Below are 13,892 nucleotides of genomic sequence, written 5' to 3'. Positions count from 1 at the left end.
GCTACTCCCCCTTCCCGACAACGACGTCATTGCCAATGACCGCCGTGTCCTTCGTCTGGTCGATGCTTCCGAGAACGACGTCGTCCTCGACCGTGGAGTTCTCACCCAGGATGGCGCGAACAACGTGCGCGCCCGCCTTGACGGTCGCTCCGGGGAGAAGGACGGAGTCCTCTACGACAGCACCCTCACCGACAAAGGCAGAGGTGGAGATGATGGAGTGAACGGCACGACCGTAGATGCTGCTTCCGTTTCCGACGAGGCAGTCCTCAACCGAACCGTTGGGACCGACGTACGCGGGAGGGTTAGTGTTCGCGTTGCTCATGATAGGAGCGCCAGTGTCGTACAGGTCAAAGTCGGGATTGGCGCCAAGCAGGTCCATGCTGGTCTGGTGGTAGGAGGCAATGGTGCCCACGTCGCGCCAGAAGCCGTTGTACTCGTACGTGTACAGGCGTTTGCCGTCAGCAAGCAGCTTGGGAATGACGTCGTTGCCAAAGTCATGCTCGGAGGTCTGATCGATGGCGTCAGCCTTCAGGGTCTCAACCAGAAGCTTCGCATCAAAGATGTAGATGCCCATGGAGGCAAGGTTAGAGTCGGGCTTGTTGGGCTTCTCGGTGAACTTCACGATGCGTTCGTCGTCATCCTGCGTAATGATGCCGAAGCGCGAAGCCTCCTCCCAAGGCACCGGCATGACGGCGACGGTCAGGTCGGCCTTGTGACGCTTGTGGTTTGCAAGCATCTTCTGGTAGTCCATGTTGTAGAGCTGGTCGCCCGAAAGGATCAGCACGTACTCAGGGTCGAACTGCTCAATGTAGCCAATGTTCTGCGTAACCGCGTCCGCCGTGCCCTCATACCAGACGCCGCCGGTCTGCGTCGCATACGGCGGAAGGATCGAGACGCCTCCGTCGCTCTGGTCCATGTTCCACGCGGCGCCCGTTCCGATGTACGAGTGAAGAAGGTACGGACGATACTGCGTCAGGACGCCAACGGTGTCGATTCCCGAGTTGGCGCAGTTGGACAATGCAAAGTCAACGATGCGGTACTTGCCGCCGAAGGATACGGCAGGCTTCGCGACCTCCTTGGTAAGGACGCCAAGTCTGCTGCCCTGGCCACCGGCAAGAAGCATCGCGATGCACTCCTTCTTGCTCATGTATAACTCCCCCTTATCTCTTCTATCCCCTAGGCATCAATGTGCCAAATATCACGAGCGTATTCGCGGATCGTCCTGTCGCTCGAGAAGTAACCCGAGCGAGCCGTGTTGTGAATCGCGGCCTTGTTCCAAGCACGACGATCGCCATATGCCTGAGCCAGCTCGTCCCAGGCATCGACGTACGAGTAAAAGTCCTTCAGAACGAGGTCGTGGTCGTTGCTGATGGACAGCTCGTCGCGAATGCTCTCGAAATTACCCGAAAGGTGCGCCAACGTTCCGTCGGTCAGTTCATCGATGATGCGACCCAGACGGATGCGGTCGTTGTTGTAAAGGTCCCACGCCCAGTAGTTGCCGGCAGCCCTCAGGGCGTCGACCTCCTCTGTGCGTAGGCCGAAGATTTTAATGTTGTCCTGACCCACGAGATCGCAGATTTCCACGTTAGCACCATCGTAGGTGCCAAGCGTTATCGCGCCGTTCATCATGAGCTTCATGTTGGACGTGCCAGAGGCCTCAGACCCCGCCCAGGAAATCTGCTCCGAAATGTCCGTGGCGGGGTAAATCAGCTGCGCACTCGAGACGGCGAAGTTGGGAACGAAGGCAACGCGAATCTTGTCGTTCACGCGAGGGTCGCCGTTGACGACCTCGGCAACGGAATTGATGAGGCGGATGACCTCCTTGGCAAAGGTATAGCTCTGGGCCGCCTTGCCCGAGAAGATGAAGGCCGTCGGACGGGGGCTGAAGCTCGAGTCGCTCAGAATGCGATTGTACAGGTCCAGAATCTTGAAGACGTTCAGCAACTGGCGCTTGTATGCGTGGAAGCGCTTCACCTGAACGTCGAAGACCATGCTCGTGTCGAGCTGCGTGCCGGTGGCCTCGAAGATGTACTTGGCCAGGCGCTCCTTGCTCCAGCGCCGCGCCTTCTCGAACTCCTCTTGGAACGAGGGGTCGTCCTCGTACTTCTCGAGCTGGCTAAGCTGGTTTGCGTCTGCAAGCCACCCCTCACCGATAGCGTCGCAGATGAGCTTCGCGTACTTGGGGTTCGCGTTGCCCAGGAAGCGACGGTGAGAAATGCCGTTTGTCTTATTGTTGAACAGATCGGGACGAAGCTCGTAGAACTCGTGAAGCGTGCTTGCCTTCAGAATGCCCGTGTGGAGCTCCGACACTCCGTTGACGGAGTGGGCGAAGATGACCGAGAGGTTTGCCATGCGCACCTGGCCGTCCCAGAGGATGGCCGTCTTCGAGAGCACGTTTGCCCAACCCTCGACGTCGTGGGGGAGCGTGTCGCGATAGCGACGGTCAATCTCCTCGATGAACATGTACAGGCGCGGCAGCAGGTGGCGGAAGACCTCGATAGGCCACTTCTCCAGAGCCTCGGGCATTACGGTGTGATTGGTGTACGAAATCGTCTTGCGTGCGACGTTGAACGCGGTGTCGAAGTCGACGCGCTTCTCGTCCACGAGGATGCGCATGAGCTCGGGGCCACACATGGCAGGGTGAGTGTCATTGGTGTGAACGCTCACGTGATCGCCCAGGTGCTCCCAGAGCTTCTCACCGTAGCGCTTGCCGAACTTCTTCTCGTACGTGCGAAGGATTGTCTGGAGGCCCGCAGAGACAAACAGGTACTCCTGCTTGAGACGCAGAACACGACCGTGCTCGCCCGCGTCGTTGGGATACAGGATCTGCGAGATTGCCTCGACGTCGGAGCGGAACTTCATGGCCTTGGCGTAGTCGCCGGAGTTGAACGCATCGAGGTCGAAGTCCTCCGTCGCAGGCTCGGCACTCCACAGGCGAAGCGTGTTCACTTTCTTGGCACCGTAACCCAAGATGGGCACGTCGTAGGGAACGGCCTTTACCTTCTCGCCGCCCTCCTGGGTGAACCAGAAGCGCTCGCCGTCCTGGTGTCTAACGACCTGGCCGCCAAACTGAACGACTACGGCGCTCTCGTTCTTGCGCGTCTCCCAGGGGAAGCCGTGCTCGAGCCAATTGTCCACCATCTCGACCTGGCGTCCGCCCTCGATCTCCTGCCTGAACAGGCCGTAGCGATAGCGCATGCCGTTGCCGTTGCCGTTGATGCCCAAAGCTGCCATGGAATCCATGAAGCAGGCGGCGAGGCGACCGAGGCCTCCGTTGCCCAGACCGGGGTCGGCCTCGCAGGCGACGAGCTCCTCAAGCGGCGTCCCAAGCTGCTCGCAGCCCGCCTTGACGATGTCCCTGACGCCAAAGTTCAGAAGGTAGTTGTCCAGCAGCGGGCCGATGAGGAACTCAAGCGAGAAGTAGTAAACCTGCTTCTCGTCATTCTCGCCGTCTACCTTGGCGTTTCTTGCCTTTCCCGCAATTAGGCTCGCAAGAGCGTAGTATCGCTCGAAGTCGTTCAGCTCGTCATACGTCTTTGAGAAGATGCTTTCGCACTCCTCGCAAAACTGTGTCTTGAAATCCGTTGCATCCTTGAAGACCTGGGGCTTGTTGTCCGTGTTCATTTCAATCCTCATTCATTCCCCGCGCCTTGCAGCGTGCGGCGTCTGTTCGCCGTGTCCTAGCCCTTCTTGTCCGCCTTTACCGAGGAGCCCTTTCTTCCGGTCGTCTTGGCCTTGGGCGCCGTCTTTCGCGCGTCCTTCTTCGCGGCCTGCTTGGCGACGGTCGGCTTCTTGTTCGTCGTCTTCTTTGCGTCCGGCTTCTCGGGCACCGTCTTTTTGACTGGAGCCTTCTGCGTCGAGGCCTTCTTGGCCGTCGACTTCTTGGTCGCAGTCGCCTTCGCGGCCGTCGCCTTGGTCGGAGCCTTATTCGCGGGCGCCTTTGCCGCGGCGTGCTTTGCGGGCTTCTTCGGCGGAAGCGAGCCGGCGTACTTCAGGACAACGCCGCCTAGAGGCGGAATGCGTAGTTTGATCGACTGGCTTCGCATGTTCCAAGGCTCGTCTTCGGTCGCGAACTTGACGCCCTTGTTGGTGACGCCGGAGCCGCCGAACATCGTGCTGTCAGAGTTGAACTCCTCGACCCAATATCCCTCGCGCGGCATGCCAACCCTGAAGTCCTCGTGCGGGTTGACCTCGAAGTTGATGATGACCACAAGGTCGTCGTCGGGATTGTCCCCGTGACGGGCAAAGGAGATGAGGCACTGGTCGCTGTTGTCTGCGTCAATCCACTCGAAGCCCTCGGGGACGTAGCCGCGCTGCCACAGGGCAGGATGCGCCTTGTAGAAACGGTTCAGCGCGCCGACGTAGGCCTGCTGGTGCGCATGGCTCTCGTACTCGTCCGAAAGGAAGTACTGGATACCCTCGTAGTAGCGCCACTCGATAAACTGGGCAATCTCGTTGCCCATGAAGTTCAGCTTGCCGCCCGCATGGGTCATCTGGTACAGCGCAAGCGAGCGCATGCCCGCGAACTGCCTCCAGTAGTCACCCGGCTGGCGCGTGATGAGTGAGCACTTTCCGTGGACGACCTCGTCATGCGAGAGCGGGAGCACGAAGTTCTCGTTGAACTGGTACATGGTCGAGAAGGTCAGCAGCTTGTGGTTGCCGGGACGATACGGGAAGTCAGTCTGCATGTAGTGCAGGGTGTCGTTCATCCAACCCATGTCCCACTTGAAGTGGAAGCCAAGGCCGCCGTCGGAGATGGGATAGGTAACGAGGGGCCACGCGGTGGACTCCTCGGCAATCATCATGACGTCGGGGTCGTACTTGCCGACGGTCTCGTTGCACCTCTGGATGAACTTGATGGAGACGAAGTCCTCCTCGCCGCCCTTCTCGTTGAACTTCTTGAGGCGCGGGTCGTCGATGCCGAAGTTCAGGTACAGCATCGAGGTGACGCCGTCGACGCGAATGCCGTCGGCGTGGTACTCCTCGATCCAGTACAGGAGGTTCGAAATCAGGAAGGTCTGAACTTCTCCCCTACCAAGGTCGAACTTGAACGTGCCCCAGTTCGGGTGCTCCTCTTTCTCGTACAGCTTGTCACCGTTGAAGTGAACCAGGCCGTGCTCGTCGCGGCAGAATCCACCGGGAACCCAGTCGAGGATGATTCCGATCCCCGCCTGGTGGCAGGAGTCGACAAAGTGCTTGAACTGCCTGGGGTTGCCATAGCGAGAGGTGGGCGCATAGTAGCCCGTCACCTGGTAGCCCCAAGAGCCGTCGAAGGGATGCTCCATGACCGGCATGAGCTCGATGTGCGAGTAGCCCATCTTCTTGACGTAGTCGACAAGCTCGTCGGAAAGCTCGTCGTAGCTGAGGTACGAACCGCTGTGCTCGTCGGTGTCGGAGCTGCCGTCACCGGCAAGGCCGTCGTCGTGGCGCTTCCAGCTGCCCAGGTGAACCTCGAAGATGTTGAGGGGGCTCTTCATGAAGTCGCTCTTGGCGCGGTTGGCCAGGTAGTCCTTGTCCTGCCACTCGTAGCTCGAGATGTCAACGGTGCGCGACGCGGTTCCCGGTGGGCACTCCGCGTAGAAGGCGTACGGGTCTGCCTTGTACAGCAGGTCGCCGTGCCTGGTCTCGATCAGGTACTTGTACAGCGCGCCCTCTTCGACACCGGCGACGAAGCCGTGCCAGACGCCACCGTCCTTGGTGCACTCGAGGTAGTTCTCATCGGGGTTCCAGTCGTTGAAGTCGCCGAGGACGCGGACGCTCCTAGCATCCGGCACCCAGACTGCAAAGTTGTAGCCTGTGACGCCACCTTGACTGGCAGGGTGAGCTCCCATTTTCTCGTAGCTTCGGTACCAGTTTCCCCCCGCCATCATGTACAGGTCATCGCTGGTAAGAGTCAAATCCGAAATGGGAACGCTCATAATCTCCCCCGACGTTATGGGCTAGGTGTCTGTTTACATTCAACGATAGATGTCAGTTGATGTACGGAACATTCTATTTCATTGTTTCGATATATTTGGAAAAACGGAGTTCCAAAATGGCAACTAATCTTTTATCGGTCTAAAAAATTCCTGCTACGGCACTACAAAATGCAGTCTGCGGGTACCCTTGCAATAGCGGGAAACGTGTTGATGCATCAAGCATTTGGAGGCATTCGGATGGCTCGCGAGACCAAAGCGCTCAAGCGCGAGCGGGGGCGGGAGGCATGCCGCCGACTCGACGGCATCTACCATGCGGCAGAGAGCGCACTGGACTACAGCAACCCGTTCACGCTCGTAATCTGCGTCCTTCTCTCCGCGCAAACGACCGACGCCGCGGTCAATCGCGTCACGCCCGAGCTGTTCCGGCGATGGCCCACACCGGCAGACATGGCCCAGGCAAATCCGCAGGAGCTCGGCGAGGTCATCCGCACCATCGGGTTCTGGCGCGCCAAGGCGGGACACTGCATCGCGACCGCCCAGATGATCGTCGCCGACTACGGCGGAGAGGTTCCTCGCACCATGGAGGAGCTCACCCGCCTACCGGGCGTGGGTCGCAAGACCGCAAACATCGTGCTCAACAAGGCATACGGAGTCGTGGAAGGCATCGCGGTGGACACCCACGTCTTCCGCATCGCCAAACGTCTGAGACTCACCAGTGCCCAGACGCCAGCGGCCGCCGAGAAGGACCTTCTGTCGCTGCTGCCGCACGAGCTCTGGCGCGACGTCAACGAGCAGTGGATACACTTTGGCCGCGAGACCTGCAGCGCGCAGCGGCCCTCGTGCGATGCATGCCCACTTGCGGACATCTGCCCGTCTTTCGGCCAGCCGAACCGCTGGTTCAAGGGTAAGAAGTAGGCCGGCCACATCCAACGACAGTCGAGGGGAGACGTCATGACTGACCCTGGAAGGCACTTCTGCACCTGCAAGGACCTCGCATGCCCCTGTAACCCCAACAACCCAAAGAACCTCGCAAAGGGCGGGCTCGGCTGCGACGCCTGCATACGAAAGAACCTCGCTCGCGGCGAGGTTCCCTCGTGCATGTTCATCAGCCTCGGCGACACCAGCGAATGGGACGACTGGTCTGTCGAGGGCTTCGCGCGCTTCGTGTCGCTGCACCCACGCAGCGAAGAGGGGGGAAGGTCGTCTGCCGAGCACTCGGCCGCCTTCGAGGCCGCACGCAAGAATTAGCGCCCTGGCTTACGCCCTGCTGATTGCCTGGTCCAGATCGGCGATGATGTCGTCGACGTTCTCGATGCCCACCGAGAGGCGAACCAGGTCCTCTGAAAGGTGCGCGGCCTCGAGCTGCTCGGCGGTCAGCTGCGAATGCGTGGTTGACGCGGGATGGATGATGAGGGACTTCGCGTCGCCCACGTTCGCCAGGTGGGTGAAGAGCTTGACACCGCTGACCACGTTCAGACCCGCGTCACGACCGCCTTTGAGGCCAAAGACGACCACACCGCCGAATCCGTTGTGTAGGATGCGCGAGGCGACCTCGTGGCTCGGGTCATCCTCGAGGCCGGAGTAGCGGACCCAGGCGACCTTGGGGTTCTCCTTGAGCCATCGGGCGACCGCTAGCGCATTGTCGCTGTGGCGCTGAACGCGAAAGGAGAGCGTCTCGATGCCGATGCCGATGAGCTGGGCCGCGTAGGGAGAGAGCGTCGGGCCGAAGTCCCTCAGCTTGTTCGCAAGAACGCGCGTCGAGAAGGGTGCGGCGGGCGCGGCGTCGGCAAATACCGCCCCGTGGTAGGATGGGTCGGGCTTGGCGATGGTCGGGAACTTGTCGGCCTGGGCCTTCCAGTCGTACACGCCGGTGTCGACGACGGCACCGCCCAGCGTCGCGCCGTGGCCACCGATCCACTTGGTGAGCGACTCGATGACGACGGCGGCACCGTCCTCGGCGGGACGATACAGGTACGGCGTGGCGAAGGTGTTGTCCACGAACACGGGAACGGGAGACGGGAGCGAATTGGCCGCCTGGACCAAGGCGGGGACGTCAGCCACGTCTACAAGCGGGTTGCCGATGGTCTCGACGTACCAGAGCTTTGTGTTCTCCTTGGTCGCCGCGACGAACGCGTCGATGTCGTTATTCCCGACAAACGTGGTCTCGACTCCTAGGTCGCCCAGCGTATGCAAAAGGATGTTCCACGTCCCGCCGTACAGAGAGTCCGAGGCGACGATGTGGTCGCCCGCACCAACCAGGTTGGTGATCGCGAGGACTTCGGCCGCGTGTCCAGAGGCGACGGCCACCGCGCCTGCCGCACCCTCGAGGGTCGCGATGCGTGTCGCGACGGAGTCGGTGGTCGTGTTGGTCAGGCGTCCGTACACGTTGCCAGGCTTGGCGAGCGCGAACTTCGCGGCACCGTCTGCGGCGTCGTCGAACTGAAAGGCGGCCGACGCGTAGATGGGGAGCGCCGCGGCGCCGGTCGTGGGGTCCGGCGCAAGGCCGGCATGAACCTGGAGCGTGTCGAAGTGGGCGCTGGGATCCTGGGCAAAGGTGGTGTCGAGTTCGAATGCCATGTTTTTCTCCTTCTGTATTATTAGCTTTCGTTATAGCGACTATAGGAGTATTGACTCATCTATTGAATACCTACGCTGAACATCTCTATCAATTACAACGTATTCCCAGCTAGATAGCTATTACCTGCTTCCCATTACGTGTTATCGCAATTATCGATAACCATACAGGATACTATCGACGCAAAAAGGGACCCAGCCAAAGCTGGGTCCCAAGTCGCTGTCACAGGCTCGCGAGGTGCGCGAGGCAGACCTAGTAGTTGATGACCTGCTCCTCGAAGTAGGACTGCGGGTGGTTGCACACAGGGCAAACCTTGGGGGCCTTGGGGCCGACGTGCAGGTGGCCGCAGTTGATGCACTTCCAGACCTTGACGCCCTCGCGCTCGAAGACCTCGCCCTTCTCGACACGCTCGACGAGCTTGAGATAGCGCTCCTCGTGGGCCTTCTCGATGTCGCCCACCATCTTGAACTTGGCCGCGATCTCGTCGAACCCCTCCTCCTTTGCCTTGGCGGCGAAGGTGGGGTACATGTCGGTCCACTCGCCGTTCTCGCCCGCCGCGGCATCCTTGAGGTTGGTCAGGGTGTCGGGGACGTCGCCGTCGTGAAGGTACTTGAACCACAGCTTCGCGTGCTCGCGCTCGTTGCCCGAGGTCTCCGCAAAGATGTTCGAGATCTGGACGTACCCCTCCTTCTTGGCCTTGCTCGCATAGTAGGCGTACTTGTTGGTCGCCTGGCTCTCACCCGCAAAGGCCGCCTCGAGGTTCTTCTTGGTCTCCGAATTCTCAAAATCCACTGCCATGTATGCTCCTCTCACCTTTTGCACTTGGGCGCTCTGAAACGAGCGGCAAGGCCCATGGTAGCGCTACGCGCTCCAAATGTCACCAATGCAATGGCAAAAACCTTCGCCCTCAAGCTCGCCCAATAGTTCCCTGACGTAATCGGGGGACAAGGCATTTCTACCCGCCTTGCGCTCGAGTTCGCTCAACTCGTCGGCGGCCGTGTCGAAATTCACGCCACCGTCAATGCGATGGTCAAGCAGGATGCGCACGAGGGCCGCGCGCTTCTGGCGGTGCGACCCCTCGAAGCGCGACTGGCGTGTGTGCGACGAGGAGCGCCTGCTGGGGTTGGGCATCGTCCTCTTGAGGTAGTTGCCGTAGTCCAAAAGAGCGTAGTACCAGCTTCGCGGGTCATCGGCTGGGTTCGAGTCGTCTGGCGGGCAGCAAGCCTCGACCAGAGGCGTCAGGACCTTATCGCTCACGCTGTCCTCACCCGGAAAGAGCTCGTGGATGAAGACCGAGCGCACGTTGGTCTCAAGGTACACGCCCGGCTGGTTGTAGGCGAACGCTCGTATGCCCGCGGCCGTCGCCGGCCCGATGCCCGGCAGGGCGAGAAGGTCCTCGAACTCGGTCGGCATCTCTCCCCCGGCCTCGGAGACCATGGTCGCAGCCTTCAGGAGCGACAGCGCACGGCGATTGTAGCCCATGCCCTGCCACTCCTCCAATACGTCCGCAGAAGACGCCGCAGCAAGGGCGTCCGGGGTCGGAAAGCGGTTGATCCACCTCTGCCAGCGACCGTCGACGCGAGAGACCTGCGTCTGCTGAAGCATGACCTCGGATATCCAGATGGCATACGGATCGCGCGTGCGGCGCCAGGGCAGGTCGCGATAGAGCTCCGCGCCCCTCGCCAAGACCGTGGAGTGGAGGCTGGCAAGAAGCGCGGGGGCGATGGGCGTGGCCTTTTGCTCTGCGTTACTCGACAATGGCTATCCCTTTGTTGTTGCAGCGGGAACTAACGGGCACTGGGGACGTCGGGCTTGGGGTGCTCGGGACCCACGAGGATGAACTGGTTTCCCTGCGAGAGGATGGGGTGCTTCTTGTCGACGACGACATCGTAGAGCGTCGCCATAGAGAAGTACGCGTCGAGCATGCGCTCGGCCTCGCACCAGACGGGATTGAAGTGGCACTCAGGCCTGAAGGGGCAGGGGCCTCCATCCTCGGCGCAGGTAGCGCACGTCGCAACGTAGATGGGCCCCTGGACGGCCTCGATGATCTCCTTGATGGTGGTCGTCTTGGGGTCGACGGCAAGCCTCATGCCGCCGTGGGAGCCGCGCGTGCTCTCGATGATGCCAGCACGAACCAAGTCATGTTGAATGGAGCGCGCAAAGGAGTACGGCACCTCGTTCTGCTCGGCGGCCGCGCGGACGGAGACAACCCCTCCGTCACTCCTGACGAGTTCCGCGAGCATGCGGAGCGAATAATCCGTCTTTCTTGAGATGTCCACGCGACCACCCTTTCTATCCCAAGGCAAATGGCTTGCCGTAATCTCTCGCTTTCAAACTTGCCAAGGCGCCCTGACGCGCCTTACTTCCAATTAAGAATCGCCCAGTCCCTTCGCCGGGCAGTGCGCCTAAGAGTGCGGCCAGGCGTAACCGCAAAGGGCTGGACGGCAGCCCCCAGGAGGTCCCTGTCGCTGTAGTGGTCGCCGTAGGCGTAGGCGACGGTCCAGGCGCCAGCGCCAATGTGCTCGTCAGCCCACCGGACGACGGCGCTCTTCTTCTCGGGTCCGGCGACGACCTCGCCCTCGACCTCTCCGGTGTAGTTGCCCTGGGCGTCGCGCTCCATATCGGTTGCGATGAACCCATCGAATCCAAGGTCATGGGCGCAACGTTCGGCAATCTCCTGGAAGGTAGCCGAGACCAGAAGGGTAATGCAGCCCTCGTCGTGGCGGCGGCGGACCTCATCCACGGCATGCGATCTGTAGCGCGGGGCCAAGACCTTCTCGTAGAAGTCTCCCATGAGCCGAGCAATCTCGTCGGCACCACGTTCGTTCAGGGCCGCGAAGATAATCTCTCTAGACTCGGCCTGACGCTTGGGCAAATGCAGGGCGTAGCGAATGCCCCACCACGAGAGCCTAAAGGTCTTTGCGGGCGAGAAGTAGCCGCGCGAGAAGAGATACCTCGCAAGAAGAGACCCCGACTGGCCAGAAATGATAGTGCCGTCGAAATCAAATACGGCAAGACGTGCAGGGTGCTTGTCGCTATAGCTCTGACTGAAGCTCAAGCCGATTCACCTTCTGGACAGAACAATGTGCCAAGTGCTCTCGAGTGCGCAAATGCGCACCTCATAAATTGTACCTCAGTGGTGACAATTATAGGACCCACGACGCTCGATTAATAAAGCCGTTAACAAGGCGGTGTCTCGAGACATAAAAAAGGGCTTGGATTTCTCCAAGCCCTAGAACCATCAATGGCGGGATATGCGGGACTTGAACCCGCGACCTCCGACGTGACAGGCCGGCGCTCTAACCAGCTGAGCTAATACCCCGTGCATCAGTGCGGGAGTTAATATACACGGAATCGGTGCCTCTTGTCTAGCGATTTTTAAAAAGTACTCTCGTTCACAAGTTGACCACAACCATGCTCGCAACAAAGCCATTCGCCAAGACGCCAGCAGGAGTCCGCTAGACAAGCGCGACGTTGGTCGTCTTGCCTGACGAGTCGGTAACCACAAGGTTGGGATCAGAAAGCTTCACGGAGTCAATCGAGCCCTCTCCGGTTACGGGACTGTCGTCGGGACCCATAACCTGGGTAGGCAGGGCGCCCGCGCCGATGGTGTAGCTCAGGACGTCCCAGCTGCCGTCAAGGTTCTCGGGAATGATAAGGGCCCCGTTGTAGAGTACCAGCTGCACCGGCGTGCCGTCGAACTCGAAGTAAGACGTGCCGTCGTCCGAGCCCTCGGGGTAGCCCATAAGAGCGTACTTCCCGTTGGACTGCTTCTCGACCTTGTACGTGACTCCCCTGTAGGCGATCGACTGGCTCGCGTCAGTCTGCGTCTGCTCCACGACGCCACCGCCGTCAGGCTGCTTGAGCGAGCTCAGGACGCCCCCCATGACGAAGAGCGTGATTGCGACGACCACGATGGCCGCGATGGCGATACCCGCGAACAGACGCGTGTTGGTCTTCACCTTCGGCTCGCGACTGCTCACCCTGGGGCGGTTGCGCCCCTGAAGGCGGCTGTCGGCGATGCGCGATGGCCTCATGCCCACCACTCCGGAGGACGCGAGCCTCGACACGTTATCGCGGGTCTCGACCCTGGCGCCCATGCTGGGATCGATGCGCTTGAAGGAACCCGTCGCCGAGGGGTCAAGGACGGGCCTCGGAGCCTCCTGCTCGCCCATGCCGTCCGAGTCAAACAGAGCAGAGCTCGACCGAGGCTTGTAGGAAGGAGAAGAGGGCGAGAAGTGCGTGCCTCCCGCGCCGCGAGCGCCTGCAGGACGGCGAGACGGACGTGCTCCGCCCGCCGCATGCCGCGCGTGACGCGGTGCGTCGTTGTTGCTGTACTGACCCATGTCAGACCTCCTGTCTGGCGTTGGTGCGTTTATGCTACAGGGTCCTGCGGGCCTCGATCGCGCGACCGAGCGTTACCTCGTCAGCATACTCCAGGTCCCCTCCCACGGGCAGGCCGCTCGCCAGGCGCGAGACGTCGATGCCCAGGGGTCGGATGACCCTGGAAAGATACGTTGCCGTCGTCTCTCCCTCGACGTCAGGATTCGTGGCCAGAATGACCTCGCTGACATCGTTGTCGGCAAGACGGGACAACAGTTCCTTCACGTGAAGCTGCTCGGGACCGATCTTGTCCATGGGAGAGATGACGCCCCCGAGCACGTGGTAGAGGCCGTGGTACGAACCCGTGCGCTCGATGGCGCTCACGTCACGCGGCTCGGACACGACGCAGATGACGCTGCGGTCGCGTGACACGTCGTCGCACACGTCGCAGTGCTCGCGCGTGGCATAGTTGAAGCAGATGGGACAGAAGTGCACCTGCTGCTTGACCTCAATGATCGCGTTTGAGAGACGACGTGCGGTCTCGATGTCCGCCTCGAGGAGGAAGTATGCAATTCTCTGCGCGGACTTCGGGCCGATGCCCGGAAGGCGTCCCAGCTCATCGAGCAGGCGCTGCAGCGCGCGGTCGTCCCTATAGTCGCTCACCCTAGAACAGCCCCGGGATGTTCATGCCGCCGGTAATGGCGCCAAGCTGCTGATTCGCGGCATTCTGGGCGCTGGCGAGGCAGTCGTTGACCGCGGCGAGGATGGTATCCTGCAGGATGTCGACATCCTCGGGGTCAAGCGCCTCGGGGTCGATGGTGATGGACGTGATGCTCATGTCGGCGGTGCCGGTGACCTTCACCATGCCACCGCCCGCAGAGGCAGAGACCTCGATGTCTCCCAGCTTGTCCTGTGCATCGGCAAGCTGCTTCTGCATCTTCTGGGCCTGCTTCATCATCTGCTGCATGTTCATGTGCGCTACTCCTATCGGGAGAATCTTATATTCGAGAAGGGCACGGGCGCGCGCTCGTGACACAACCTAGGAATGATACGGCTCTCTTACCGCACGGACGTCG

The 13,892-nt window shown here is 60.8% G+C and carries 13 protein-coding genes and 1 tRNA gene; 2 read left to right on the top strand and 12 right to left on the bottom strand.

Annotated elements, in window-relative coordinates:
• Position 1: 1 nt before the first annotated feature.
• From B5D13_RS05680 to glgB, 3 genes are read right to left on the bottom strand one after another with little or no spacing between them, the layout of a single operon-like run.
• Positions 2 to 1,147 (bottom strand): glucose-1-phosphate adenylyltransferase, encoded by a 1,146-nt coding sequence (locus B5D13_RS05680; protein WP_078687352.1) that lies wholly within the window; start codon positions 1,145 to 1,147, stop codon positions 2 to 4.
• Positions 1,148 to 1,176: 29 nt separating this feature from the next.
• Complete coding sequence (locus tag B5D13_RS05675) at positions 1,177 to 3,624, bottom strand: glycogen/starch/alpha-glucan phosphorylase (protein WP_078687351.1); 2,448 nt, start codon at positions 3,622 to 3,624, stop codon at positions 1,177 to 1,179.
• A 56-nt stretch (positions 3,625 to 3,680) separates the two neighbouring features.
• On the bottom strand, positions 3,681 to 5,918 hold the full coding sequence (gene glgB, locus B5D13_RS05670; RefSeq protein ID WP_180363877.1) for a 1,4-alpha-glucan branching protein GlgB: 2,238 nt from the start codon (positions 5,916 to 5,918) through the stop codon (positions 3,681 to 3,683).
• A 237-nt stretch (positions 5,919 to 6,155) separates the two neighbouring features.
• On the opposite strand from glgB, the gene nth reads away from it, so the two are divergent.
• Both nth and B5D13_RS05660 read left to right on the top strand, forming a co-directional pair.
• On the top strand, positions 6,156 to 6,833 hold the full coding sequence (nth, locus tag B5D13_RS05665) for an endonuclease III (protein ID WP_078687349.1): 678 nt from the start codon (positions 6,156 to 6,158) through the stop codon (positions 6,831 to 6,833).
• Between the two features lie 36 nt (positions 6,834 to 6,869).
• On the top strand, positions 6,870 to 7,166 hold the full coding sequence (locus B5D13_RS05660) for a DUF6485 family protein (protein ID WP_180363878.1): 297 nt from the start codon (positions 6,870 to 6,872) through the stop codon (positions 7,164 to 7,166).
• 9 nt (positions 7,167 to 7,175) lie between these two features.
• Here the strand turns inward: B5D13_RS05660 and B5D13_RS05655 are convergent, their stop codons facing one another.
• The 9 genes from B5D13_RS05655 to B5D13_RS05615 form a co-directional block, all read right to left on the bottom strand.
• Positions 7,176 to 8,495 carry an O-acetylhomoserine aminocarboxypropyltransferase/cysteine synthase family protein gene (locus B5D13_RS05655; RefSeq protein ID WP_078687348.1) on the bottom strand — a complete coding sequence of 440 codons (1,320 nt, stop codon included), beginning with the start codon at positions 8,493 to 8,495 and terminating at the stop codon, positions 7,176 to 7,178.
• Positions 8,496 to 8,745: 250 nt separating this feature from the next.
• Positions 8,746 to 9,291, bottom strand: coding sequence for a rubrerythrin (gene rbr, locus B5D13_RS05650; RefSeq protein ID WP_180363879.1), 546 nt, complete (start codon positions 9,289 to 9,291; stop codon positions 8,746 to 8,748).
• A gap of 63 nt (positions 9,292 to 9,354) precedes the next feature.
• Positions 9,355 to 10,251 carry an HhH-GPD family protein gene (locus B5D13_RS05645; RefSeq protein WP_078687347.1) on the bottom strand — a complete coding sequence of 299 codons (897 nt, stop codon included), beginning with the start codon at positions 10,249 to 10,251 and terminating at the stop codon, positions 9,355 to 9,357.
• Between the two features lie 29 nt (positions 10,252 to 10,280).
• The gene (locus B5D13_RS05640; RefSeq protein WP_078687346.1) at positions 10,281 to 10,772 is read right to left on the bottom strand and encodes an RrF2 family transcriptional regulator; all 492 of its coding nucleotides are present in this window, start codon (positions 10,770 to 10,772) and stop codon (positions 10,281 to 10,283) included.
• Positions 10,773 to 10,852: 80 nt separating this feature from the next.
• Entirely contained in the window at positions 10,853 to 11,551 is a 699-nt protein-coding gene (locus B5D13_RS05635) for an HAD family hydrolase (protein WP_078687345.1), read from the bottom strand.
• Positions 11,552 to 11,738: 187 nt separating this feature from the next.
• Positions 11,739 to 11,815 (bottom strand) — tRNA-Asp (locus B5D13_RS05630).
• A 136-nt stretch (positions 11,816 to 11,951) separates the two neighbouring features.
• Positions 11,952 to 12,839, bottom strand: a complete 888-nt coding sequence (locus B5D13_RS05625; protein WP_078687344.1) for a hypothetical protein — start codon at positions 12,837 to 12,839, stop codon at positions 11,952 to 11,954.
• 34 nt (positions 12,840 to 12,873) lie between these two features.
• Positions 12,874 to 13,479, bottom strand: a complete 606-nt coding sequence (gene recR, locus B5D13_RS05620) for a recombination mediator RecR (protein ID WP_078687343.1) — start codon at positions 13,477 to 13,479, stop codon at positions 12,874 to 12,876.
• A 1-nt stretch (position 13,480) separates the two neighbouring features.
• Entirely contained in the window at positions 13,481 to 13,789 is a 309-nt protein-coding gene (locus tag B5D13_RS05615) for a YbaB/EbfC family nucleoid-associated protein (protein WP_078687342.1), read from the bottom strand.
• Positions 13,790 to 13,892: the final 103 nt, after the last annotated feature.

It is taken from the genome of Olsenella sp. KH1P3 (assembly GCF_900167315.1).
GTDB lineage: Bacteria > Actinomycetota > Coriobacteriia > Coriobacteriales > Atopobiaceae > Olsenella_J > Olsenella_J umbonata_A.
The sequence above is the reverse complement of the archived record's forward strand: the minus strand, read 5'-3'. Positions and strand labels throughout refer to the sequence as shown.